This is a genomic window from Lysinibacillus sp. fls2-241-R2A-57 (assembly GCF_030209535.1).
Lineage (GTDB): Bacteria > Bacillota > Bacilli > Bacillales_A > Planococcaceae > Lysinibacillus.
The window spans coordinates 1-25,703 of record NZ_JARVRU010000089.1 but is presented as its reverse complement, the minus strand read 5'-3'; the positions used below and the strand labels follow the sequence as shown (position 1 = coordinate 25,703).

Here is a 25,703-nt window from a genome sequence, read left to right as displayed (position 1 = left end):
AAAATAATGCAAAAAATACTATACACAACTCTGTGTAAAAAAAACAAGTACTCTGTGGATAATTTAACTGCAAATATTTTTTGTACCGAAATCGTAGCGACAGGTACAGATGTTTTATGTAACGTAAGTGAAACGGCAGTTACAGATTTATAGGTGGTGAGATAAAGGAGGTTTAAGTTATTTATGAGTGGGTGTCTAAAAATCTGCTGAAATAATTTAAATAAGTAAATGAGGATCAGTACTAAAATTCTGTTCTTGATTAAAAAATAGGTTTATCTGAAACTGCGTGGAGCGGAGGAAGGAGAGTGTTCCTGTTACTTTGCTTTCATCGTAGAGCAAAGCTTGCTGAGGGAGTAGCGTAGATCTAAGACACCATAGGAGGCTCAGGTCGCGCTCTAGCAGTATCCTCCCGGAGTGATGTACTTTCAAGTGCATATTTTAGTGGGGAGCTTAAAATATATACCTAGACTCATTTAAAGAAATTTATGAAATTCGTTGACAAAATAACTAGTTACTTTATATAATGTTCAGGTCTGTATGTTGAAAAACTCAACTTTCATTCAGGAGGTGTCTATATAAATGAAACGTACTTACCAACCAAAAAAACGTAAGCACAGTAAAGTTCACGGTTTCCGCGCACGTATGAGCACGAAAAACGGCCGTAAAGTTCTTGCTGCTCGTCGTCGTAAAGGAAGAAAAGTATTATCAGCATAAAATAAGTCCACTGAGACACATCAGTGGTCTTTTTTTTCTTTATTTTTGGTAAACCTAGAAATGAGGATCAAAAGATAATTATTTAGTAGCAGGTGAAAGTAATGAAAAAACGCCAACGAGTGAAAAAAAACGATGATTTTCAAAAGGTGTTTAAAAAGGGGAAATCTTTCGCTAATCGTCAGTTTGTCGTTTATTTTTTAGAAAAAGAGGGACAAACGGAATTTCGTGTAGGTTTATCAGTTAGTAAAAAGCTTGGGAATGCGGTAACACGCAACCAGATCAAACGCTATATTCGACAGAGCATTCAAGAATTAAAGGATGAGCTAAAACCGAATATGGACTATGTTATTATCGCCAGACAACCGGCGGCCACTATGGATTTTCATGAAGTGAAACAAAGTTTGCAGCATGTTCTACGAATCGCAAAAGTATTAAAGAAAACGTAATATGAAAGGCAAACTAAGTGGTAAATAGCACATTGATTTCATATATTTCTGCGCAAAAGTGAAGCTATAATAAATACACATAGGGGTATTTATGAGTAAGGTTTCACAGCAATATATGAAAAAAAGTAACAGTACTTAGCAAATATATGCGCATTGTTAGAATATTTAGTAGAGTGAAACGTTATATGCATGATAAAATAACTGATAACTTTATTCAGTAGCAAAGAATCTGTAAATGAATAAAGAAGAAGAACGCATATAGTTTTAGAAAAAGTGAATAGTATTTGTAGGGGGAAAAAGGTTGAAGAAACAACTTTGGGTAATTTTGTCGCTAGCATCAGTAGCATTACTACTATCTGGCTGTACAGAATTCAATGAACCGATCTCCAAAGAAAGCACAGGCTTCTGGAATGAATTCATTGTTTGGCCTTTAGTATCAGTGATAAAATACTTTGCTGAATTGCTTGGTTCATATGCATGGGGGATCATTGTTGTAACGATTATCATTCGTTTAGCAATTCTTCCATTGATGATTAAACAAACAAAGAACTCTAAAAAAATGCAAGAAGTTCAGCCGAAATTGAAGGAATTGCAAAAGAAGTATGCTTCTAAGGATGCACAGACACAGCAACAGTATCAGCAAGAAATGATGAAGCTTATGAGTGAGTCGGGTGTTAACCCACTTGCTGGATGTTTACCTGTAATCATTCAAATGCCAATTTTAATTGGTTTCTATCATGCGATTAGTCGTATGAATGCTACACCTGCTTTTGATTTAGGTAATTTCCTTATCTTCCCATTAGCAGAGCCTGCACCGGCATTAGCAATTACTGCTGGTATTATGCAATTTTTAGTTTTACGTACGGGCCCAGCGATGGATAACCCTCAAATGAAGATAATGATGTACATTATGCCAATTATGATTATTAGTTTTGGTATAGCATTACCAGCAGCATTATCACTATACTGGGTAATCGGAAACATTATCTCGATTATGCAAAACCTGTATATTTATAAACCTTGGGAAAAAAATAAAACACAACCTGCTCAAAATGGAGGGGCTAAAAAGTGAAACAACTTACGCAAATAGGCGCAACAACACAAGAAGCGATCTCATTGGCGTTACAGAAACTTGGCAAAACCCGTGAACAAGTAGATGTTGAAGTTTTACAAGAAGGTAAAAAAGGATTTTTAGGTTTTGGGGCACGATCTGCAGAAGTTCGTGTAACAGTAAAGGAAGTACAGGTTCGACCAACAATTGAGGTAGAAAAAGCTGAACAGCAAAATATGGCTCAATTTGACGAACCAGCAGTAAAAGATGATGTTGAAACAATAAGTTTACAAGTTTCTGAACAACCAAGTGAAATCGAAGCTGTTCAACAAGTCGTAGAGGATCAAAAAGAGGAAGAAGAAGCCTCAGTAAACCCGATTGAAGATGCAAAGGCTTATTTAGTAAATATTGCTGAACAATTGGATATTCATGATCTTGAAATTGAAACGACACGTGAAGGGAAATATGTTATATTTCAACTGAAAAGCGAGAAAGCTGCACTGCTTATAGGGAAACGTGGTCAAACATTAAATTCCTTGCAGCAATTAACACAACTTGTGTTAAATAAAAGTGCCAAGCAGTTCTTAATGGTGAAATTAGACGTAGAAAACTATCGTGAACGTCGTCAAGTAGCATTGGAGTTACTGGCAGATCGTATGGCGGATAAAGCACTTCGCTTAAATCAGCGAGTGACATTTGAACCAATGCAGTCATACGAAAGAAAAATTATTCATAATCAATTGGCAAATCGCTTTGATATTGAAACATACTCAGAAGGAACGGAGCCTAATCGTTATTTAGTAATTGAACCTGTAAATAACGATTAAACTTCGTAAAATAACATACAGACATAATAAAGGTCATTTTATCGTCATGATAAAATGGCTTTTTTTATCTGTTACAACAACTAACTATATATTTTTAATTGTGGATAACTGAATGCGTAGTTTTCGTCTAGGCTAAAAAATTATAGTATCTAACGTTCGCAATTTTTGTCGAATACGTGGCTATAATGTAAAGCTTTCTGATTATCCACAATTGGAAATGATACTTACTTTAGATTTTGCAGAAAATATGTTAGTCTAAGGTGTTAGTAAGTATTGGTCGGTTTTGTTTATCCACATGTGGATAATGTTAAGGAGGTCATTAAATGGAGTTCGATACAATTGCTGCGATATCCACACCAATGGGTGAGGGAGCTATTGCCATTGTTCGCTTAAGTGGGGACGAAGCAGTCGCAATTGCAGATAAAATATTCAGATCGCCTGGTGGAAAAAGTTTAACAACGAAGGCTACGCATACAATTCATTATGGACATTTGGTCGATCCAAAAACAAATGAGGTTGTAGAGGAAGTAATGCTGTCATTAATGCGCGGACCTAAAACATTTACCCGTGAGGATGTAGTAGAAATAAACTGTCACGGGGGACTAGTTTCGGTGAACCGTGTATTAAAGCTAGTATTAACTAATGGAGCAAGACTCGCAGAGCCAGGTGAATTTACGAAACGTGCATTTTTAAATGGACGTATCGATTTATCACAGGCGGAAGCGGTCATGGATTTAATTAGAGCGAAAACTGATAGAGCGATGAATGTAGCGTTGGGACAAATGGATGGCAAATTATCGCGCCTAATTGGTGACTTACGCCAAGCATTACTAGAGACATTAGCGCAAGTAGAGGTTAATATAGATTATCCGGAGTATGATGATGTAGAAGAGATGACAGTACCAGTATTAGTGGAAAAATGTACGTGGGTACGAAATGAAATTAGTAAACTTCTGCAAACATCTTCTCAAGGAAAAATATTACGAGAAGGTCTATCAACAGTTATTTTAGGCCGCCCAAATGTCGGGAAATCCTCTCTTTTAAATAGTTTAGTACAAGAGAATAAGGCCATTGTGACAGATATTGCAGGTACAACTCGTGATATTATAGAAGAGTACGTCAATGTGCGTGGTGTTCCACTTCGTTTAGTTGATACAGCTGGTATTCGAGAGACAGAGGATATCGTTGAACGAATTGGTGTTGAACGTTCACGTGAGGCGTTACGCGGCGCAGATTTAATATTATTTGTATTAAACTACGCAGAAGAATTGACTGCTGAGGATGAGCGTCTATTCGAAACGATTGAAGCGATGGATTACATCGTTATTGTCAATAAAACAGATCTACCGCAAAAAATTGATGTAGCACGCGTCAAGGAGCTAGCGGGTAACCGTCGCGTTGTGACAACATCTCTTTTACAAGAAGAGGGCATCACAGAGCTAGAGGAAGCGATTGCTGCGTTATTCTTTGAAGGGCAAATTGAAGCGGGCGATTTAACATATGTTTCAAATGCAAGACATATTGCATTACTGCATCAAGCACAAGCAACGGTGGAGGATGCATTAACTGCAGCCCAAGCCGGTGTACCTGTTGATATGGTGCAAATAGATGTAACAAGAACATGGGAAATACTTGGTGAAATTATTGGTGATACAGTACAAGAAAGCCTAATCAATCAGTTATTTTCACAGTTCTGCTTAGGGAAATAATTTTACTAAAGAAAGGGAGATACGAGCTATGCCAACAAAATATGAGGCAGGCACGTTTGATGTTATCGTAATTGGCGCAGGTCATGCAGGATCTGAAGCTGCACACGCTGCTGCCAAAATGGGTGCTAACACACTGATGTTAACAATCAATTTAGATATGATTGCATTTATGCCATGCAATCCATCCATTGGTGGTCCTGCCAAAGGAATTGTAGTACGAGAAATTGACGCACTAGGTGGCGTCATGGGGAAAGTTATTGATAAAACGCATATTCAGATGCGTATGTTGAATACAGGAAAAGGTCCTGCTGTACGTGCATTACGTGCACAAGCAGACAAAGTTTTATACCAACAAGAAGTGAAACGTGTGTTGGAGGAAACTGAAAACTTAACAATGCACCAAGGAATGGTGGAAGAGTTAATTATCGAAGACGGGGAAGTAAAAGGTGTAATTACACAAATTGGTGCTATTTATCGTGCTAAAACAGTTGTGATCACAACAGGTACATTCCTTCGTGGTGAAATCATTATTGGAGACATTAAATATTCAAGTGGTCCAAATAACCAACAACCATCAATCCGTTTAGCAGATAACTTAAAAGAGCTCGGCTTTGATCTTGTGCGTTTTAAAACAGGTACACCACCACGAGTGAATAATCGTACAATTGATTATGATAAAACAGAGATTCAACCAGGAGATGATGTTCCACGTGCTTTCAGCTTTGAAACAACTGAATTCATTATGGATCAGCTTCCTTGCTGGTTAACTTATACAAGTCCAGAAACACATGAAATTATCGAGGCAAACCTACATCTTTCACCGATGTATTCAGGGATGATTAAAGGGACAGGTCCTCGTTATTGTCCATCTATTGAAGATAAAGTTGTGCGATTTAATGATAAGCCACGTCACCAAATTTTCTTAGAGCCAGAAGGTCGTAATACACGTGAAGTATATGTACAAGGTTTATCAACTAGCTTGCCAGAACATGTACAAACACGTTTACTAAAATCAATTCCAGGTTTAGAAAAGGCGGAAATGATGCGTGCTGGTTATGCTATTGAGTACGATGCAATTGTGCCAACACAATTATGGCCAACGTTAGAAACAAAACGTATCAAAGGATTGTATACTGCTGGTCAAATCAACGGAACATCAGGTTACGAGGAAGCGGCTGCTCAAGGCTTAATGGCTGGGATGAATGCTGCTGCTAACGTGCTTGGTAAAGAAGAATTAATCTTAAATCGTTCAGATGCTTATATTGGCGTTTTAATTGATGATCTAGTAACAAAAGGAACAAATGAACCGTATCGCTTACTAACATCTCGTGCAGAATATCGTTTACTACTTCGTCATGATAACGCTGATTTACGTTTAGTAGAGCTAGGTTATAATATTGGGATGATTGCTGAGGAAAGATATGCAAAATTCAATGAGAAAAAAGAGCTGATTGATAACGAAATTGCACGTCTTCGTGAAGTAATTATTAAACCAAATGAAGCAACACAAGCTGCTATTCGCTCTGTAGGTGGAAGTGAGCTAAAAGATGGTATTCGTGGCGCGGATTTATTAAAACGTACAGAAATGCATTATGATTTAATTTCTTCGTTAATTCCAGCAGACGTAGAGCTTTCGGATGAAGTGAAGGAACAAATTGAAATTCAGCTTAAATATGAAGGTTATATTGAAAAAGCATTGCAACAAGTTGAAAAGCTTCATAAAATGGAAAATAAAAAAATCCCTGAAAATATTGATTATGACGCTATTTCAGGTCTAGCAACAGAAGCTCGACAAAAATTAAAACAAGTTATACCACTTTCCATTGCCCAAGCATCGCGAATCTCTGGTGTAAATCCAGCAGATATTTCAATATTACTTGTTTATATTGAGCAAGGTAAAATCGCACGTGTTAGCGGTGAATAATTAAGAGCAGTAAAGTGAATATGAGGCGGGCATACCATTGTGCCCGCTTCCTATTTTTAGGCTATGCTATTTTTACAAATCAATAATAGATAGTGAAGCCATATAGATAAAGGAGACTTTACATGAACGAACAACAATTTTTTGAGGCACTAAAGGAGAAGGGCATCGAACTTTCAGAAAAGCAGATGGCTCAATTCAAAAAATACTTTGAGCTACTTGTTGAGTGGAATGAAAAGATGAACTTAACTGCTATTACCGATTTACAAGGTGTTTATTTAAAACACTTTTATGATTCGATTAGTGCCTCTTTCTATTTTGATTTTTCAAAAGTGACGACAGTTTGTGATGTTGGAGCAGGAGCTGGTTTCCCAAGTATTCCGGTTAAAATCTGTTTCCCGCATTTACACGTAACAATTGTCGATTCTTTAAATAAAAGAATTACATTTTTAAATCATTTAAGTGATGAGTTGCAATTAGAGAATATGCATTTTGTTCATGCTCGTGCAGAGGAATTTGCTCAAAATGTGAAATATCGTGAGCAGTTTGACGTTGTAACAGCCCGTGCAGTAGCCCGTTTAACGGTCTTATCGGAATTATGTGTACCATTAGCAAAACAAGGTGGCTATTTTGTTGCTTTAAAAGCAGCAGCAGGTGCAGAAGAATTAAAAGAAGCAAAAAAGGCATTGACTACATTCGGGGTTACGCTAAAAGAAGAATTTTCTTTCCAGCTACCTGTTGAAGAAAGTGACCGTATTTTATATATCTTTGATAAAATAAAAGGAACACCAAAAAAATATCCGCGTAAACCAGGTGTACCAAATAAATCACCGATTCAATAATTAGTGTTTCATGTGAAACTTCTCAAAGTAGAAAATATTTTTTCTATTTTGAGCATACATACTAGTTATGGATGGTTCACGCAAATGACATCTATGAACTATATACATTTTAAGAAATATAATAAATAATAATAGAATGACACAGAGCAAGATAGTTACTTAAAGGTGGTGCCACTTGGATGAAAAGTCCTTTTTCACGTTTTTTTGGAGGCGGAAATAAAACTGAGCCTATTGTGAAAAATGAAGTAGAACAAGCAGAGGCGGTTCATGCAGCAGAAGAAGTTATAAAGCTACCTATTGATCAAATTGTACCTAACCGTTTTCAGCCACGTACTATTTTTGATGATGAAAAAATTGAAGAATTATCAAGAACCATTCATACACATGGTGTGATTCAGCCAATTGTTGTACGTAAAACAGCAGAAAATCAATATGAAATCATTGCTGGTGAGCGTCGTTATCGAGCAATGAAAAAGCTACAATGGACAGAAGTTCCGGCCATTATAAGAAATTTAACTGATAAGGAAACAGCTTCTATCGCGTTAATCGAGAACCTACAGCGTGAAGAGTTAACTGCAATTGAAGAAGCTGTGGCCTATCAAAAATTATTGGAGCTTCATGAGCTGACACAAGAAGCTCTAGCCCAACGACTCGGAAAAGGACAATCCACGGTAGCCAATAAATTACGCTTATTAAAGCTGCCTGAAGAAGTGCGGCAAGCCATTTTGAAGCGTGAAATCTCTGAACGACATGCACGTGCATTAATTGCGATAAAAGATCAGCCATTACAGCTAGAAATTTTACAACTAACGATAGAAAATGATTGGAATGTTCGTCAGTTAGAAGAGCAAATTCATACTTTATTACATCCTGTAGCGGCAGAACAAGAAGAAACACCGAAGAAAGCAAAGCCTAAACGTAAGGCGATTAGTAAAGATGTGCGTATTGCTTTGAATACTATTAAACAATCATTATCTATGGTAACGAAGAGTGGTATAACAGTGAAGACTGAAGAGGAAGATACAGAGGAATATTATCAAATTACAGTGAAAATACCTAAAAAGAAAAAATCTTAAGTCGTGATTGAAGTTTTATTAGAAAAATAAAGAATTAACTTTTATGACATCTTCAAAGTTGAGGATGTCATTTGTATAACGTATACCATGTATATAAGTTGATTGGAATGAAGGCTAGGTGACGCCCCTAGGAAAGCGCCCAGCCGGAACGAAAATCAACCCTACGTTATGATGATGAGCCGCTTTTATATCTCTGTACGAAGGAGGCATCTCAGTAATTTTTCTGAGATGTCTCCTTTTTTGCATATATTCTTAATATTTTATACAACTATCTTCTGTTTTTTTGATAGAATGAAAGTAAGATAGCGGTATTGAACAGTGATTTTACAAATGATTTGTCAAAGCGAACTTTGATAGATGAAAGCAGGTGCTTTTAAATGGGTAGAATTATAGCAATCGCCAATCAAAAGGGTGGCGTAGGGAAAACAACGACATCGGTCAATTTGAGCGCTTGTCTAGCATATTTAGGGAAGAAAGTGCTCTTAATCGATACTGATCCACAAGGAAATACAACAAGTGGACTTGGTGTTAATAAAGGAGATCTTCAAGGCTGTATTTATGATGTGCTAATTGATGATGAAAACGTTGAAAATGTCATTAAAGAAACAAATGTCGAAAATTTAGCAATTGTTCCAGCAACCATTTCACTAGCAGGAGCAGAAATTGAATTAGTTTCGACAATTTCAAGAGAAGTACGTTTAAAGCATGCACTTCAAGATGTAAAAGAGGACTATGATTATATTATTATTGATTGTCCACCGTCGTTAGGGCTTTTAACAATTAATGCTTTAACTGCATCAGATGCACTTATTATTCCTGTACAATGCGAATATTACGCATTAGAGGGGCTAAGCCAGTTGTTATCAACCGTCCGTTTAGTGCAGAAGCATTTAAATCAGCAATTATATATTGATGGTGTATTATTGACGATGCTTGATGCGCGAACAAACCTAGGCTTACAAGTTATTGATGAAGTAAAAAAATATTTCCAAGATAAAGTATACAAAACAATTATTCCTCGTAATGTGCGATTAAGTGAGGCTCCAAGTCATGGGCAGCCAATTATCACTTATGACGCAAAGTCAAGAGGTGCAGAAGTTTATTTAGAGATGGCGAGGGAAGTGATTAAAAATGGCTAAAGGTTTAGGAAGAGGCATAGGTGCATTATTTCCTGGAGAGTCTTTAGAACAAAGTGGGCACGTGGAAGAAATACAATTAGAGTGTATCGTTGCAAACCCATTCCAGCCTCGTAAAATTTTCGATGAAGAAACTTTACAAGAATTAGCAGACTCGATACAGGAACATGGTATTTTACAGCCAATTGCTGTCCGTAAAAAAGGGCGAAAATATGAAATAGTTGCTGGGGAACGCCGCTATAGAGCGACTCAATTAGCTGGATTAGAAGTTATTCCAGCTATTATAAAAGAGCTATCAGATGCGCAAATGATGGAGCTAGCTATTTTAGAAAATCTACAGCGCGAAGATTTGACAGTTATCGAAGAGGCTGAGGCATATCAAAGCCTAATGGAAAACTTACATCTAACGCAGGAGGAACTATCCAAACGATTAGGGAAGAGTAGACCGCATATTGCCAACCATGTCCGTTTACTAGCATTACCAGAGGATGTTCGTGCGTTCATGAATGATGGCACATTATCGATGGGACAAGGGCGAGCATTACTAGGATTAAAAAATAAAAGAAGAATATCGGAAGTAGCAAATAGGGTCATTAAACAAGGTTTAAATGTCCGTCAAGTTGAAATGCTAGTACAAAATTTAAATGAAGAAGTTTCACGTGAAACAAATCAACCGAAGAAAAAGGATATATTTGTTGCAGCTAAGGAAACACAATTACGTGATTATTTTGGAACGAATGTCCAAATTAAGAAAGCTAATAATAAAGGGAAGATTGAAATTGAATTTTACTCTGAAGATGATTTAGAACGTATATTAGAAATACTAAATTTACAGGAAGAGTAATAGAAATATCAATAACGTAATCAGAGCGCCGAGCTAAAAGGCGCTCTCTATTTTTCTAGAGAGAAAGAAGGGTAGAACGTGGTATTATTAGGGACACTCATTAACGCTTTACTCATTATGACAGGTGCATTAGTAGGGCGCATTTTTAAAAATATTCCTGAATCGATGAAGTCTTCTGTATTATCAATCATCGGTTTAGCAGTTGCACTTTTAGGGATTAAAATGGGCTTTGAAAGTGATAATTTTATTATTTTAGTGGTAAGTTTAGTTGTTGGTACAGTAATTGGTGAGTGGTTAGATTTAGATAAGCAAATGAATAGACTTGGACAATGGGTAGAATCTTTATTCAGCAAAAAACGTTCTGATAATAATAATCAAAGTATCGCAGAGGGCTTTGTAACAGCCTCATTAATATTTGTAGTTGGCTCTATGGCTGTAATAGGTGCACTCGATAGTGGTCTGCGCAATGATCATAATGTGCTTATTACGAAAGGAATAATCGATGGATTTACATCGATCATTTTAGCATCTACTTTAGGGATTGGTGTGTTGTTGTCTGCTGTTCCGGTATTTGTATATCAAGGATTAATTGCACTATTTGCAGGTGCCATTAGCTCTTTTATACCAGATACAGCTTTACAAATGTTTATTACAGAAATGACTGCTGTAGGCGGTGTGATGATTTTTGCCATTGGTTTAAATATAGCAGGCTTAACTAAGATCAAGGCTGCTAACTTGCTGCCAGGTATCATTGTTGTCGGCTTTATGGTTGCTATCTTCTATACTTTTCAGTGAGTAGCGATGTACAGCGAGTAATAGAGCTCTTGAAAGTTTTTCAGCCATTGCATACGAAATATGAAGTCTTGTGTTTTGTAAAACAAGCATTTCCATAAAGCCTCCAATATTGACGATGCCCTTTACAGAAATGTCACCGATTGGGGGTAATTGTTTTTTTACAGCTTTCCCCGGAAAAATTGGTCCATTCTGTACAGAAATATGTCCAACATTTTGTTCACTTCCAAGACATGCATCAATCGCAATAATGAAAGGTTTTATAGTATGATTGTGTAGCTGTTGCATAGAAGTGTCTAAATTAAGAGCATGCAAAGGATCATCTAAAGAGCCTACAACTTCATATGGAAAGCTAACAGACTTTTTTAGAAAGCTGCCTGTTAATGGGCCGAGTGTATCACCTGTACAACGGTCACTTCCAATACAACAAAAAATAAGGCGTTCATGATGAAAGGGTATATGTTCTAAAAATAATGTACTTAACTGCCAAACAGCATTTTTACTTTCATGATGAAGAGAATAAGGGAGTACTAAATTTGGTATAGTATTCATAAAAAAACTCGCTTTCCTTTTTATTTGTAAGAAGTGCTCGATTTTTATGCAGTATACGCAAATTTTTAGCAAGTTATTCAAGAGGTGGTATTAATGGATTACTTTAACGAAAAGGTAATTAAGAAATTTTGGGACACGTTGATGTCAGAGACGTTTTGGGAAAATATATTAAATGCTTCAATTAAAATTACGCTTATTTTGTTAGCATCGTGGATAGTTGTACGATTAGGTAAAAAATTTATTAAAAAAGTATTTTTAATACGAATGAGTTCACCGCTAAACCACTCAGAACGTCGACAAAAAACAATTGCAAGACTATTACAAAGTGTCATCTCCTATGTCGTTTATTTTTCAGCAATCATAGCTATTCTTTCTATCTTACATATTAAGGTAGCGGGGTTATTGGCTGGAGCAGGGATTGTCGGTTTAGCAGTCGGTTTTGGTGCGCAAAGCTTAGTTAAGGATGTCATTACTGGATTCTTTATTATTTTTGAAGACCAATTCGGTGTAGGCGATTATATAAAAATAAATGCAGCAGAAGGAACTGTTGTAGAAATCGGTTTACGAACAACAAAGATTAATGGTGCTACTGGCGAGCAGTTTATTATTCCAAATGGTGCGATCGGTGAGGTTGTCAATTATTCAATAAATAACTCTAAAATTTTCATAGATTTACAAATGATGACGGATGCAGACTTTGAAAAGGCAGAAGCCATTATTAAAAAGTATTTAGAAACTCTACCAGATATTCATCAAGAGCTTGTAGCAGTACCAGTCTTTTTAGGTGTACAAAGTGTTAAGGGTACAGAGGTAACTATTCGTATAGTTGCAGAAACATTGGCACAGCAACAATACGGGGTGGCGCGTGCAATTCGTCGTGATGTTACAAGACTCTTTGAGGAAAATAATATACCAATGGCTCATCCGAAAATGATGTTGTATGGTATTAATGGGAAAGAAGAGGGGAGAAGTGAATAATATGGAAGCGAAGAAATTTGGTCTCAATGATATTGTTGAAATGAAAAAGCAGCATCCATGTGGCACAAATGAGTGGAAAATTATTCGTATGGGGGCTGATGTACGTATCAAATGTGAAGGCTGTCAGCATAGTGTCATGATTCCACGTCGTGAATTTGAGAAAAAAATGAAAAAGGTTTTAATTCCCGCTAGTGAAGAGTAACTTAGATGTGTATTAGACTTTTTATGAGTGAATCAATATAATAGATAGGGTTATACAGTGATTAATCGGTGGGGATTTTCTGCGTCCTCACAGTATCCGTTAGTACGGGAGATAATAGCAAATTTGAACTGATTATAGAAAGGTTGTGTCCATTTATGGCATTAACAGCTGGAATCGTTGGTTTACCTAACGTTGGAAAATCAACATTATTTAACGCAATTACAAAAGCGGGCGCATTGGCTGCAAACTATCCATTCGCAACAATCGATCCGAACGTCGGTATTGTTGAAGTACCAGATGCACGTTTAGATAAATTAACAGAATTAGTAACACCTAAAAAAACAGTACCAACAGCATTTGAGTTCACAGATATTGCTGGGATCGTAAAAGGCGCTTCAAAGGGTGAAGGGTTAGGGAATAAATTCCTTGCTCATATTCGTGAAGTAGATGCAATTTGCCAAGTTGTACGTTGTTTTGTTGATGAAAATATTACGCACGTGTCAGGTGGAGTAGATCCGATTGACGATATTGAGGTCATTAATTTAGAGCTTGCACTTGCTGATTTAGAATCTGTTGATAAGCGATTACAACGTGTTGGCAAAATGGCAAAGCAAAAAGATAAAGAAGCAATGATTGAAGAACCAATCCTTGTAAAAGTTAAAGAACAATTAGAAAATGGGCGACCAGCACGTGCTGCAGAGCTTTCGGAAGACGAGCTAAAGGTTATTAAAGGGCTACATCTTTTAACAATTAAACCTATGCTTTATGTAGCGAACGTTTCAGAAGATGAGGTTGCTGACGCTGATAATAACGAATATGTGCAAAAGGTACGTGAGTATGCAGCTGCTGAAGGCGCTCAAGTTATCACTATTTGTGCAAAAATCGAGGAAGAAATTTCTGAGCTTGATGATGAAGAAAAAGCGATGTTCTTAGAAGAACTAGGCATTAAAGAATCTGGTTTAGACCAATTAATCCGTACTTCATATGATTTACTAGGACTAGCAACTTACTTCACTGCTGGAGTACAAGAGGTACGTGCATGGACGTTCCGTAAAGGTATGAAGGCACCACAATGTGCTGGAGTCATTCATACAGACTTTGAACGTGGATTTATTCGTGCAGAAACAGTTGCTTTCGATGATTTACTAGAAGCTGGTTCTCAACCTGCTGCTAAAGAAGCTGGTAAAGTACGTCTTGAAGGTAAAGAGTATGTAGTACAAGACGGCGATGTTATGTTATTCCGTTTCAATGTGTAAAAAACGAACAGGGGCAATCTTTCAATAGATTGCCTTTTTTGTATATATTTTTATCTAAATTTTCAATCTGGAGGATTAGTATGAACATATTACAAATAAAAGATCGTGGTTTAGAAATTGAGCAGCTAGGTAGATTGCCAAAAGATATATTAGAGGTTATTTATGAACACCAATTGTTTAAGCTATTCACAGCAAAGGAATTAGGAGGGAAAGATTTAGATTTACTAGAGGGCATGAAAGTATTTCAACAAATGTCTGCCCTTGATGGAAACTTTGGCTGGCTTGTTACGATCGGGACTGGTGGTAACGCATTTATCCCAACATTAAACCAAGATGTTTGTGAAAAAATCTATTCACCAAGAAATGCAGTAATAGCAGGGAGTGGTTATCCTACAGGAACAGCGATAAAAATGGATGGGGGCTATCGTGTAACAGGGCAATGGAAGTATTGTAGTGGAGCAGATTATGCTACAACTTTTACGATGAATTGCTTTGTCGAGAATGAAGGTATTAGAACAGATGAAATAATTAGTTGCTCAGTAGATCGTGACCAAGTAGAGGTAATGAACGATTGGCGAGCAATGGGCTTAAAAGCGACAGCTAGTCATACAATTCGTGTGCAAAATGTTTGGATCCCCCAAGAGGCAACATTCCAACTAGGCACGATTAAAAATAAGTATGGAAATGCGGTACATAGTTTTCCGTTTGGTGCATTTGCAGAAGCTTCTTTTTTAAGTGTTTGTCTTGGGATAACAGAAAACTTCTTAGAAGAGGCGTCTAATTTAGTAAAGCAAAGAAACCATGATCTAAGTCGTGCTGAACGTATGGGGGCATTACAATTTTTATTGATGCAGCAAAAGAAAAACGTTAGACAGCTAGAGGAGCAATTTTATTCAAAGTTAAATGAATACTGGCAAAAACATAAAGAAGGTCATGTGTTGACTGAAGAAGAACTACAACAATTTTCACGAATGAGTAAAGACATTGCAGCAGCTTGTGTAGATAGTGCCAATAGCTTAATACGCAGACTCGGTATGGATGCAATTACGGAAACATCTTCGATAAATCGTATTTGGAGAAATTTATATACAGCTGCACAGCATAGTTTTTTAACGCCATAAATTTGTGTCAAAAATAGAATCTGCTTGGAGTAAAAGCAGATTCTATTTATAACGTGTCTCTAATCCAAGTTATTTCTTTTCCTCGGGCATATATACATAAAGCTTAGGTAAATGAGGATCATCCTGTATTAACGCATTTTTTGGATATTTACGTAATGCTTTATACATAGAAAAATCACCGACTGCTCCAGCTATTAAAAAAGCACCCACTACTATTAAAACAGTACTGTTAAAGTAGAAACCAGCAATTGTCGGAAGGACGCCAGTTGTCCAAAATGGAAGTAATAAAGCTTTTTTCATTGCATGGTTTGGTAATGGTTGTGAAGTTGTTGCGTACGCTACGCCAAGCTCTAAATTAAGGCCATATTTTAACGATTTAAAGGGCACGCCTCCAAAGACCATAAAACCAATCAAATGAAAGGCTTCATGTAATACAATGAAAACAATATACAGGATTGCAAAAAGTATAGACCCGCCAATCATACTCCAAAATGAAAAATCAAAATCTTTAAAGCAAATATATTGGATAGCTACAAATAATATAACGAGACCGCTTGTAACAACAATATTGTCCATCATTAGTTTTTTTATATCCAACTCTATTACGATTGGTTCTTTATCTGGTAGCATGAAAGCTCTCCTTTCATGAATCAATTATATTTATTATATAGAATGATTTCTTTGTTTGCGACTTGAAAGAATAGTGCCTATATGTTACAATTCATTGATGTGAGTAATAATTATTACTTGCTCCTTGCTCCCTGTATACAGGAGAGCCTAAGTCCATAAGGAGGTGTAAACAGATGAGAAAATACGAATTAATGTACATCGTACGTCCGAACATTGAAGACGAAGCGAAGAAAGTTTTAGTTGAACGTTTCAACGAAATCTTAACTTCTAACGGTGCAGAAGTCATCGAATCAAAAGAGTGGGGCAAACGCCGCTTAGCTTATGAAATTCAAGACTTCCGCGAAGGTTTCTACCAAATCGTGAAAGTTAACGCTACTTCAGAAGCAATTAACGAATACACACGTCTTGCTAACATTAGCGAAGATATCATTCGTCACATTGCTGTTCGCCAAGAAGCATAATCATTTAACAAAATGCTGAAAAAAGGAGGTTGCATTTCTGATGATAAACCGTGTCGTATTAGTTGGAAGACTAACAAAAGATCCTGAGCTACGTTATACACCGAATGGAATTGCGTCTACGCGATTTACAGTTGCTGTGAATCGAACATTCTCAAACCAACAAGGTGATCGCGAAGCTGATTTCATTAGCTGTGTTGCTTGGCGCAAACAGGCTGAAAACCTAGCGAACTTCATGCGAAAAGGAAGTTTAATTGGAGTGGAAGGTCGCATTCAAACAGGCAGTTATGAAGGACAAGATGGTAAACGAGTATACACAACAGATGTAGTGGCAGATAGCGTACAGTTTTTAGAACCTCGTAGTGGTAGTGGTGCTCCTGCATCTCCTCAATACGGTGGACAGACTTACGGTAATAACCAACCGTCATATGGCGGTGGTCAACCACAACAACAGTTTGGTGGTGCTATGCCAGGACAGGGTTCATTTGGAGGCGATGCTTATCAGCAAAATCAACCACCTATGAATCAGCCGAATTATACACGTGTAGATGAGGATCCATTTGCTAATAGCAAAGGACCGATAGAAGTATCTGAGGATGATTTACCATTCTAATACTTCTAAAATAAAAAATGATAAGGAGGAGACACATTATGGCACCACGTCGCGGAGGCCGCAAACGCCGTAAAGTTTGCTACTTCACTGCTAATAACATTACGAAAATCGACTATAAAGATGTGGATTTACTTAAAAAATTCATCTCTGAACGCGGTAAAATCTTACCACGTCGCGTAACTGGCACTAGCGCTAAGTACCAACGTAAATTAACTTCAGCTATCAAAGTATCTCGTATCATGGGATTACTTCCATTCGTAGCAGAAGATAAATAAGATATGAAAAAGTACACCATGGGTTATTTAACCTTTGTTGTACTTTTTTTATGTACTTAATTTTAAATTTATGTAGAAATATAAAAAATGTGGCTATCCACTAAAACGTGCGGTTGATTTCCGTTCCGACTGGGCGCTTTGTAGCTGCCGCTACGCTTTCGCTACAGAAAACATTTGTTGTTGCTGTCGCTACGCTTTCGCACAGAGCAAAGCTTCCTGGGGGCGTCCGATGAGCCGCTTCACTCGCGTTGCTCGCTCCAAGGTCTCATCTGTGACGCTGATCCCCAAGGAGTAGCCCAGTCGGAACGAAGATCAACTAATATACAACGCATATATTTTAAAAAATGTCATCCGCAATTTTTGGTGATGAGCCAAAAATGTGTTAAAGCATCGTTTGTTAAATAAAAATAAAACATGGGAAAAATATACTCCCATGCTCTATTTAAAAATCCGTACTCCATGCTTCAGTTTCATTATCATACAAAAAATTTACATATGCATGTTCAACATTCAATTCTTGCTGTAAATAATCAATAAAAGATTGAAACATTTCTTCGTTTATTTCTTCTTTTTTGTTATTTAATCGAATATTAAGCGTAGGTGTACCTCTTGTATGATATGTGGGCGTAAATGAAATACTTTCCGGTTCCCCAAATGTTTTAGTTATATAACTATAAACTTCTGGTCTTAATTGTTCTATGAATTTTGCTTCTTCTTGAATTGTTATATCGTCTTCTATTTGTTTCGTATTTTTATTTTCATAAACCTTGAACGTTTTTTGTGTTTCTGTATTTAAAATCATTGCAGCATATTCAAAATCAGGATATTGATCATCACTATCATAAAGGACATGGGGGATTTCGTATTTCATAGTTGGATATTTCTCTTGTATGTATTGTTCTGCTTGTGAAATTACCTTTTCCTCCTCTTTTTCATCTTGTGTCAACGATGCCCTATAATTAAATAATGAAAAGACAGTCCCGAATATTAGTAATATTACTAGTCCTCCAATTGAAAAAATGAATATGCTCCAACCTGTTAGCCATTTATTCATCTTATCACCTCCTATATTAAGTATATCTAATTATTGGGGATTAGCGTCACAGATGAGACCCTGGAGCGAAGCGGGGAGGGGAAAGAAGGCTAAAAGCATCCCGTTCTGTGATAACGCCTTCGTGACCAACTTCGTGTTGGCCCGACGCCCCAAGGAAAGCGCCCGGTCGGAACGGAAATCAACTGCACGTTATGGTGATGAGCTTAGTTTATCTCAGTAATTGCTCTATATATTACCATTTGCTATTATTATGAGAATTTATTACACTCTTACTAGACATGAATAAAGAAAAGATGCAATGTTAGAGATTGAGAAACAATCGACTAAGGACATTTTTAAAACAAGACGGCTTATAATCATTTCGATTAAAAGCCTTTTTTCATGTGACAAATTGTAATATTAAGTGCTCTTTCGATAAAAAATCTCCCATATAGCTATGTTTTTAACATCTTAGTCATGGGTTCTACAAAATTAATGACAAAGCATATGGTTGTTCTTAGCGTTTTTTGTTCAATAACGTGAAAAGATGGTACAATAAAGGACAGTAAGTTTGACTGAAAAAAGGAAGGTTTTCAATGCCGAATAATCAAACAAAGGCGCTTGTACAAGGCTCAATGATGGTCGCAATCTTTACGATTCTAATGCTTATTTCAGCATACGTACCACTTATTTTTATAGTAGGTCTAATATTTGCTCCACTGCCGATTGCTTGGTATAGCGCAAATTACAAGCGTTCCTCATCAATACTCGTAGCAGTAGTAGGCTGTACCTTAACCACTTTAACGAGTGGCATAACTATGTTGCCATTTGCCTTTATTTTGGCATTAATTGGTGTCATTATAGGAAATGCAATTTATTTAAAGAAGAGCAAACTTTACCTATTCATGTCATCTGGGATTGCTTTTCTTCTATCATCGACAATTGTCTATGTAGCCTATGTGCAATTTGCTGGTATCAACATAATTAACATGAGCTTGGAGCTTTTACGTGAAAATTATGAGCAATCAAATGAACTTGCAAAAAGTGTGACAGGTCAAGAAGTATTTCAGCCAGAGATGATTGATGCAATGTTAAAAACAATTGAGCTGACAATACCTGCAACAGTAACAATCTCTGCATTTTTCGCAGCATTTATTATCATAACGTTAAATTTACCTGTATTAAAACGTCTTGGTTTAGACGTACCGAAATTTGCACCGTTTCAAAATATGCGTCTACCACGATCTATTCTGTGGTATTACATGATTGTGTTGTGCATTAATTTATTTATGCGTCCAGAACTTGGATCTACATTAGATATTATTGTTTTAAATGTTTCTTATATTTTATGGGTGTTACTAATTCTGCAGGGGATTTCCTTTATACATTATTTCATTTCTAAAAAGGGAATGCCGAATGGTGTCAAATGGATAGCTACTTTGTTAGCCTTACCATTAGCATCCTTTATGATATTGCTAGGTATATTAGATTTAGGTTTCGATGTACGTTCACTTGTGAAAGGGAAAACTCAAGAATAAGGGGCTGATGTAGTGGGGACTTTTAGAAAACGACCAATTCGCTATCCGCTTTTTGTTCTTTCCATTTTTGGCATTGTGACGTTCGTGCTTCTATGTATTTGGAATATCGGGGTAGGTATTGGTTATGGAGTAGGTTTTGTTCTATTAGCAGCCTATACGTGGAAGGTAGAACAGATTACCTTTGAAGAAACAGAAAAGTATATTGAATCCATCTCCTTCCGCATGAAAAAAGTTGGGGAAGAAGCATTGCTAGAAATGCCAATTGGAATTTTACTTGTAAATGAGCAATATGAAATAGAATGGTCGAATCCATATATGCAAAGTGTTTTGAATATGGAAAATTTAGTAGGTGAAGGAATCGTTAATATATCTGATGACATCTACGTGCTAATGAAGTCCGAGGAGACCAACGAAGATACAATTACGCTCCGTGATCGTAAGTACCGAGTTTATTATAAAAAAGAAGAGAATTTGCTATATTTCTTTGATATTACTGAGCAAATAGCTATTGAAAAACAATATTATGCAGATCGTACAGTCATTGCGATTTTATTTGTTGATAACTATGACGAAATTACGCAAGCAATGGATGATCAACCGCGTAGTTTAACGAATACGATGGTGACATCCATTGTTAATGATTGGGCGGCTGAGCAAGGGATATTTGTGAAACGAATATCATCTGATCGTTTTTTAGCTGTATTAAACGAATCCATTTTAATGGAGCTTGAAAAGAAAAAATTTGCTATTTTAGATACCATTCGAGAAAAAACAGCGCAAAAAAATATGTCATTAACATTAAGTATTGGTGTTGGTGCAGGATCATCTTCATTAGTAGAACTTGGTGAATTAGCACAATCAAGTCTAGATCTTGTTTTAGGTCGTGGTGGTGATCAGGTTGCCATCAAGCAACCTAGCGGAAAGCTAAAATTCTATGGTGGGAAAACGAATCCAGTTGAGAAACGTACGCGCGTTAGAGCACGTGTTATTTCCCATGCATTACGTGATTTAATTCAGGATAGTGATCAAGTGTTTGTTATGGGACATAAAAACCCTGATATGGACTCTATTGGTGCCTCTGTTGGTGTACGTAAAATGGCACAGATGAATGATGTAAAGGGCTATGTCATCTTAAATTTTGACGAATTAAACGGCAGTGTAACGCGTTTAATGAGTGAAATTGAGAGTAAATCGGATTTCTATGAAAATTTCCTAACACCTGAGGAAGCTGCGACAAGAATGACAGAAAAGTCATTGCTCGTTATTGTCGATACGCATAAACCAAATCTAGTCATCGATTCACATCTATTGAAGCTGGCTGAAAAAGTTGTAGTGATTGATCACCATCGTAGAAGTGAGGATTTTATAGAAAATCCAACGCTTGTTTATATGGAGCCGTATGCTTCGTCCACAGCTGAACTTGTGACAGAGTTACTCGAATATCAACCAAAACGGGCAAAGATTAATATGCTAGAGGCTACTGCATTACTGGCGGGAATTATTGTAGATACGAAGAGTTTTACACTGCGTACAGGAGCCCGTACTTTTGAAGCAGCTTCATATTTACGGACAAATGGTGCCGATACAGTGTTAGTACAGCGATTACTAAAAGAAGATGTCGATACGTATATTGAGCGTTCTAAAATAGTGCAAACTGTTAAGTTCGTGAAGCCAGGTGTTGCTATTGCTGTAGGTGAAGAAGCAAAAGTGTATGATTCTGTACTAATTGCGCAAACCGCAGACATTTTACTAACAATGAAGGATGTTAGTGCTTCCTTTGTCATAGCACATCGTTCAGATGGCAAAATCGGCATAAGTGCAAGATCACTTGGCGAGGTAAACGTACAGCTTGTTATGGAAAAGCTTGGCGGCGGTGGGCATTTAACGAATGCAGCTTGCCAAATCGAAGCAAATTCCATTGCTGGAGTAAAAAAATATTTAGAAGAGGCCATAAATGAGGTACTCGAAGGGAGTTCGGAATCATGAAAGTAGTATTTTTAAAAGATGTTAAAGGAAAAGGGAAAAAAGGAGAAATTAAAAATGTAGCAGATGGCTATGCACAAAATTTCTTAATTAAAAATGGCTATGCGGCCGAAGCAAATGCACAGTCAATGAGTCAATTAGAAGGACAAAAGAAATTAGAAGCTAAAAATGCTGCTGCAGAATTAGCTGAAGCAAAAGAATTAAAAGAAAAATTAGAGGCTTTAACAGTAGAATTAAAAGCAAAATCAGGTGAAGGTGGTCGCCTATTTGGTTCAGTATCTACAAAGCAAATTGCCGATGCACTTCAAAAAGCGCATGGCTTTAAAATTGATAAACGTAAAATGACTTTAAGTGATGGAATTCGTGCGCTAGGATTTACAAATGTACCTGTAAAACTACATCATGAAGTATCTGCAACATTAAAAGTTCATGTAACGGAAGAATAAGGGGCGGCAATCCATGAATGAACCGATGATGGACCGCGTCCCACCGCATAACCGGGAAGCGGAGCAATCGGTTATCGGTGCAATTTTCCTTGATCCTCAAGCGTTAATCACTGCATCTGAAATTTTACTAGCAGATGATTTTTATCATAATGCACATAAGCAAATTTTCGAAACGATGCTACGTTTAAGTGATCAAGGGAAAGCGATAGATGTTGTCACAGTTACTGAAGAATTATCAGCTAAAAAAGAAATTGAGGATGTTGGCGGGCTATCGTATTTACTAGAGCTCGCCAATGCTGTCCCTACAGCTGCTAACGTCGCACACTATGCGAAAATTGTCGAAGAAAAGGCTCTATTACGTCGTTTAATTCGTGTAGCTACTAAAATAGTAGAAGATGGCTATACTCGTGAAGATGAGGTAGAGGCATTACTTGGTGAAGCAGAGAAGAAAATGATGGAGGTAGCCAGTCGTAAAAATGCGGGTGACTTTAAGCATGTTAAAGACGTATTGGTGGAAACCTTTGATAACATTGAGCAGCTTCAATCACAAAAAGGTGATGTTACAGGTATTCCGACAGGCTTCCGTGACTTAGACCATATAACAGCTGGCTTCCAGCGTAACGATTTAATTATTGTTGCGGCACGTCCATCTGTAGGGAAAACAGCCTTTGCATTGAATGTCGCACAAAGTGTTGCCGTTCAAGCGCGGGAAAATGTTGCGATCTTCTCCTTAGAGATGGGTGCTGAGCAGCTAGTTATGCGTATGCTTTGTGCAGAGGGAAATATAGATGCACAAGTTTTACGTACTGGTGCTTTAACAACAGAAGATTGGGGTAAACTAACTATGGCAATGGGGAGTTTATCAAATTCAGGAATTTTTATTGATGATACACCGGGTGTACGTATCAATGAAATTCGCGCAAAATGTCGACGTTTAGCACAAGAGCATGGCCTCGGTATGATTTTGATTGACTATTTACAACTTATTCAAGGTAGTGGTAAAGCAGGGGAGAACCGTCAGCAAGAGGTATCTGAGATTTCACGTTCTTTAAAACATTTAGCGCGTGAATTAAAGGTTCCAGTCATTGCATTATCACAGTTATCTCGTGGCGTTGAGCAACGTCAAGATAAGCGACCAATGATGAGTGACTTACGTGAATCGGGAAGTATTGAGCAAGATGCTGATATTGTTGCCTTCTTATATCGTGATGACTATTACGATAAGGAGTCCGAGAGTAAAAATATGATTGAGATTATTATTGCTAAACAGCGTAACGGTCCAACAGGTACAGTTACACTTGCTTTTAAAAAAGAATTCAATAAATTCATTAATGTGGATTGGTCGCAAATGCCGCCACCACCTCCGCGTGATTAAATATTTATTTGGCTCATCACCAATAGGAGTGAAGACTGGGCGACTTCTTGGGGATCAGCGTCACAGATGAGACCTTGGAGCGCTAGCGAGTGACTCATCGGGCGCCACTAGGAAAGAGCTCTGAGATGAATGCAAATGTAGTTCTTTTAATGTTTGGCCAAACACCGATTGAAAAAGAGGAATTTAACGTTTGCGATTACGCCAAGACGGAATTAATCTGAATGTTAGATAATATTCATACCATTCTGTTATTAAACACGAACGTTGAATCATTTTATTTGATTTTATGTTCGTGTTTTTAACTTTTTTTTGTTGACTAGGCGTTTCTATCATTGTTACAATAATTAACGGCTTAAAAATTGAGATACAAATCGTATCTAACGGAGGTGCTGATTATGACATCAGTAGTAGTTGTAGGAACACAGTGGGGAGACGAAGGAAAAGGTAAAATTACAGATTTCCTTTCACAAAAAGCCGATGCAATCGCTCGTTTTGCAGGTGGCGATAATGCAGGACATACTATTAAATTTGATGGTGAAACTTATAAGCTACATTTAATTCCATCAGGTATTTTTTATAAAGAAAAAACTTCAGTAATCGGAAATGGATTGGTTGTTAATCCAAAGTCATTAGTAACTGAGCTTAGAGGATTGCAAGAGCGTGGGATTGATACGGATAATCTACGTATTTCTAACCGTGCACATGTTATTTTACCTTATCATATCAAACAAGATATCGCTGATGAGGAAAGCCGTGGCGATAATAAAATTGGTACGACTTGTAAAGGGATTGGACCTTGCTATCAAGATAAAGTAGCACGTATCGGTATCCGTATGGCTGATTTATTAGACAAGGATGTATTTGAAGAAAAACTACGTCATAATTTAGCAATTAAGAATAAATTATTCGAGAAATTCTATGAAGTTGAAGGTGTAACATTCGAAGAAATTTTCGAGGAATATTACGGCTATGGACAAGAAATCGCAAAATATGTAACAGACACGTCTAAAATCTTAAATGATGTACTTGATGAGGGCGGCAAAGTGTTATTTGAAGGTGCACAAGGCATTTTACTTGATGTCGATCAAGGTACGTATCCATTTGTAACATCTTCGAATCCTGTTGCCGGAGGTGTAGCGATCGGTGCTGGCGTTGGTCCATCACTAGTTACAAGTGTTATTGGTGTATCTAAAGCCTATACATCTCGTGTTGGTGATGGTCCGTTCCCAACTGAATTATTTGATGAAGTGGGTCAGCAAATTCGTGAAGTAGGTCGTGAATATGGTACGACAACAGGTCGCCCACGTCGTGTAGGTTGGTTCGATACAGTAGTAGTACGTCATTCACGTCGTGTAAGTGGTATTACACATCTTGCACTTAATTCTATTGACGTTTTATCTGGTTTAGAGACAGTGAAAATCTGTACAGCGTATAAATATAAAGATGAAACAATTACGGAGTATCCTGCAAATCTTCATATTATTGAACAATGTGAGCCAATGTATGAAGAGCTTCCAGGTTGGTCAGAAGATGTAACAGGCTGCAAAACATTAGAGGAGCTACCTGAGAATGCACGACGCTACGTAGAACGTGTAAGCGAATTAACAGGTATTCAAATTGCTACTTTCTCTGTTGGTCCTGCACGTGAACAAACGAACGTTTTAGTGGACGTTTGGGAAGCATAATAAATGAAAAATACAAAAGGGTGTGCCGTATACGGTACGCCTTTTTTGTATTTGTTAAAGAAACTATATTCTATGATAACGCCTACGTGTTGCCCTCAGTAGCTCAACCTACATAAGCTGAAATTTTCATAAAAATACGGTTATTGGCTCATCGGACGCCCCTAGGAAGCTTTGCTCTGTGCGAAAGCGAAGTGCTAACG

The 25,703-nt window shown here is 37.2% G+C and carries 27 protein-coding genes; 24 read left to right on the top strand and 3 right to left on the bottom strand.

Annotated features, from left to right (window positions below; genetic code table 11):
• Window positions 1–579 precede the first annotated feature (579 nt).
• The 11 genes from rpmH to QRN68_RS15180 all read left to right on the top strand — a co-directional run bounded on the left by rpmH (window position 580) and on the right by QRN68_RS15180 (window position 11,361).
• Window positions 580–714: a 50S ribosomal protein L34 gene (gene rpmH / locus QRN68_RS15230; RefSeq protein ID WP_004233310.1), complete on the top strand. Its 135-nt coding sequence runs from the start codon at window positions 580–582 to the stop codon at window positions 712–714.
• Window positions 715–815: 101 nt separating this feature from the next.
• Window positions 816–1,160 (top strand): ribonuclease P protein component, encoded by a 345-nt coding sequence (gene rnpA / locus QRN68_RS15225; protein ID WP_285397749.1) that lies wholly within the window; start codon window positions 816–818, stop codon window positions 1,158–1,160.
• A 301-nt stretch (window positions 1,161–1,461) separates the two neighbouring features.
• Window positions 1,462–2,232, top strand: a complete 771-nt coding sequence (yidC, locus tag QRN68_RS15220; RefSeq protein WP_285397748.1) for a membrane protein insertase YidC — start codon at window positions 1,462–1,464, stop codon at window positions 2,230–2,232.
• Window positions 2,229–3,038, top strand: coding sequence for an RNA-binding cell elongation regulator Jag/EloR (gene jag / locus QRN68_RS15215; RefSeq protein ID WP_285397747.1), 810 nt, complete (start codon window positions 2,229–2,231; stop codon window positions 3,036–3,038). The genes yidC and jag overlap by 4 nt, the downstream gene beginning before the upstream one ends.
• Window positions 3,039–3,361: 323 nt before the next feature.
• Entirely contained in the window at window positions 3,362–4,747 is a 1,386-nt protein-coding gene (mnmE, locus tag QRN68_RS15210) for a tRNA uridine-5-carboxymethylaminomethyl(34) synthesis GTPase MnmE (RefSeq protein WP_285397746.1), read from the top strand.
• Window positions 4,748–4,775: 28 nt separating this feature from the next.
• Window positions 4,776–6,671 carry a tRNA uridine-5-carboxymethylaminomethyl(34) synthesis enzyme MnmG gene (gene mnmG, locus QRN68_RS15205; RefSeq protein ID WP_285397745.1) on the top strand — a complete coding sequence of 632 codons (1,896 nt, stop codon included), beginning with the start codon at window positions 4,776–4,778 and terminating at the stop codon, window positions 6,669–6,671.
• A gap of 122 nt (window positions 6,672–6,793) precedes the next feature.
• Window positions 6,794–7,510, top strand: a complete 717-nt coding sequence (gene rsmG / locus QRN68_RS15200) for a 16S rRNA (guanine(527)-N(7))-methyltransferase RsmG (protein ID WP_285397744.1) — start codon at window positions 6,794–6,796, stop codon at window positions 7,508–7,510.
• Window positions 7,511–7,689: 179 nt separating this feature from the next.
• Window positions 7,690–8,586, top strand: coding sequence for a nucleoid occlusion protein (noc, locus tag QRN68_RS15195; protein ID WP_285397743.1), 897 nt, complete (start codon window positions 7,690–7,692; stop codon window positions 8,584–8,586).
• 377 nt (window positions 8,587–8,963) lie between these two features.
• Complete coding sequence (locus tag QRN68_RS15190; protein ID WP_285397742.1) at window positions 8,964–9,725, top strand: ParA family protein; 762 nt, start codon at window positions 8,964–8,966, stop codon at window positions 9,723–9,725.
• Window positions 9,718–10,566: a ParB/RepB/Spo0J family partition protein gene (locus tag QRN68_RS15185; RefSeq protein WP_285397741.1), complete on the top strand. Its 849-nt coding sequence runs from the start codon at window positions 9,718–9,720 to the stop codon at window positions 10,564–10,566. Before QRN68_RS15190 ends, QRN68_RS15185 begins: the two co-directional genes overlap by 8 nt.
• Window positions 10,567–10,644: 78 nt before the next feature.
• On the top strand, window positions 10,645–11,361 hold the full coding sequence (locus tag QRN68_RS15180; protein WP_285397740.1) for a DUF554 domain-containing protein: 717 nt from the start codon (window positions 10,645–10,647) through the stop codon (window positions 11,359–11,361).
• Here QRN68_RS15180 and yyaC read toward each other — a convergent pair.
• Window positions 11,278–11,910: a spore protease YyaC gene (yyaC, locus tag QRN68_RS15175; protein WP_285397739.1), complete on the bottom strand. Its 633-nt coding sequence runs from the start codon at window positions 11,908–11,910 to the stop codon at window positions 11,278–11,280. The genes QRN68_RS15180 and yyaC overlap by 84 nt on opposite strands.
• Window positions 11,911–12,003: 93 nt before the next feature.
• On the opposite strand from yyaC, the gene QRN68_RS15170 reads away from it, so the two are divergent.
• From QRN68_RS15170 to QRN68_RS15155, 4 genes are all read left to right on the top strand, one after another.
• A complete protein-coding gene (locus QRN68_RS15170; protein WP_285397738.1) occupies window positions 12,004–12,888 on the top strand; it encodes a mechanosensitive ion channel family protein in 885 nt (294 codons plus the stop codon).
• A gap of 1 nt (window position 12,889) precedes the next feature.
• Window positions 12,890–13,090, top strand: coding sequence for a DUF951 domain-containing protein (locus QRN68_RS15165; protein ID WP_285397756.1), 201 nt, complete (start codon window positions 12,890–12,892; stop codon window positions 13,088–13,090).
• A gap of 155 nt (window positions 13,091–13,245) precedes the next feature.
• Window positions 13,246–14,346: a redox-regulated ATPase YchF gene (ychF, locus tag QRN68_RS15160; protein ID WP_285397737.1), complete on the top strand. Its 1,101-nt coding sequence runs from the start codon at window positions 13,246–13,248 to the stop codon at window positions 14,344–14,346.
• A gap of 80 nt (window positions 14,347–14,426) precedes the next feature.
• On the top strand, window positions 14,427–15,467 hold the full coding sequence (locus QRN68_RS15155; protein ID WP_285397736.1) for an acyl-CoA dehydrogenase family protein: 1,041 nt from the start codon (window positions 14,427–14,429) through the stop codon (window positions 15,465–15,467).
• A 69-nt stretch (window positions 15,468–15,536) separates the two neighbouring features.
• On the opposite strand, the gene QRN68_RS15150 is transcribed toward QRN68_RS15155, so the two are convergent.
• Window positions 15,537–16,097 (bottom strand): DUF3267 domain-containing protein, encoded by a 561-nt coding sequence (locus tag QRN68_RS15150; RefSeq protein ID WP_285397735.1) that lies wholly within the window; start codon window positions 16,095–16,097, stop codon window positions 15,537–15,539.
• 173 nt (window positions 16,098–16,270) lie between these two features.
• Between QRN68_RS15150 and rpsF the strand changes: the two genes are divergently transcribed.
• Genes rpsF through rpsR form a run of 3 tightly spaced genes read left to right on the top strand, consistent with a single transcriptional unit; the run spans window position 16,271 to window position 17,443 of the window.
• A complete protein-coding gene (gene rpsF / locus QRN68_RS15145; RefSeq protein WP_285397734.1) occupies window positions 16,271–16,558 on the top strand; it encodes a 30S ribosomal protein S6 in 288 nt (95 codons plus the stop codon).
• Window positions 16,559–16,598: 40 nt separating this feature from the next.
• Window positions 16,599–17,168 carry a single-stranded DNA-binding protein gene (gene ssb / locus QRN68_RS15140; protein WP_285397733.1) on the top strand — a complete coding sequence of 190 codons (570 nt, stop codon included), beginning with the start codon at window positions 16,599–16,601 and terminating at the stop codon, window positions 17,166–17,168.
• A 35-nt stretch (window positions 17,169–17,203) separates the two neighbouring features.
• Window positions 17,204–17,443 carry a 30S ribosomal protein S18 gene (rpsR, locus tag QRN68_RS15135; protein WP_289420137.1) on the top strand — a complete coding sequence of 80 codons (240 nt, stop codon included), beginning with the start codon at window positions 17,204–17,206 and terminating at the stop codon, window positions 17,441–17,443.
• Between the two features lie 442 nt (window positions 17,444–17,885).
• On the opposite strand, the gene QRN68_RS15130 is transcribed toward rpsR, so the two are convergent.
• The gene (locus QRN68_RS15130; protein WP_285397731.1) at window positions 17,886–18,497 is read right to left on the bottom strand and encodes a hypothetical protein; all 612 of its coding nucleotides are present in this window, start codon (window positions 18,495–18,497) and stop codon (window positions 17,886–17,888) included.
• Window positions 18,498–19,072: 575 nt separating this feature from the next.
• On the opposite strand from QRN68_RS15130, the gene QRN68_RS15125 reads away from it, so the two are divergent.
• From QRN68_RS15125 to QRN68_RS15100, 6 genes are all read left to right on the top strand, one after another.
• Window positions 19,073–20,014 carry a YybS family protein gene (locus tag QRN68_RS15125; RefSeq protein ID WP_285397730.1) on the top strand — a complete coding sequence of 314 codons (942 nt, stop codon included), beginning with the start codon at window positions 19,073–19,075 and terminating at the stop codon, window positions 20,012–20,014.
• A 12-nt stretch (window positions 20,015–20,026) separates the two neighbouring features.
• Window positions 20,027–22,000, top strand: coding sequence for a DHH family phosphoesterase (locus QRN68_RS15120; RefSeq protein WP_285397729.1), 1,974 nt, complete (start codon window positions 20,027–20,029; stop codon window positions 21,998–22,000).
• Window positions 21,997–22,443 (top strand): 50S ribosomal protein L9, encoded by a 447-nt coding sequence (gene rplI / locus QRN68_RS15115; protein WP_285397728.1) that lies wholly within the window; start codon window positions 21,997–21,999, stop codon window positions 22,441–22,443. Before QRN68_RS15120 ends, rplI begins: the two co-directional genes overlap by 4 nt.
• Window positions 22,444–22,456: 13 nt before the next feature.
• Window positions 22,457–23,818, top strand: a complete 1,362-nt coding sequence (gene dnaB, locus QRN68_RS15110) for a replicative DNA helicase (protein ID WP_285397727.1) — start codon at window positions 22,457–22,459, stop codon at window positions 23,816–23,818.
• Window positions 23,819–23,907: 89 nt separating this feature from the next.
• Window positions 23,908–24,039 carry a hypothetical protein gene (locus tag QRN68_RS15105; RefSeq protein WP_285397726.1) on the top strand — a complete coding sequence of 44 codons (132 nt, stop codon included), beginning with the start codon at window positions 23,908–23,910 and terminating at the stop codon, window positions 24,037–24,039.
• A gap of 174 nt (window positions 24,040–24,213) precedes the next feature.
• Entirely contained in the window at window positions 24,214–25,503 is a 1,290-nt protein-coding gene (locus QRN68_RS15100) for an adenylosuccinate synthase (protein ID WP_285397725.1), read from the top strand.
• The last annotated feature ends 200 nt before the right edge of the window (window positions 25,504–25,703 follow it).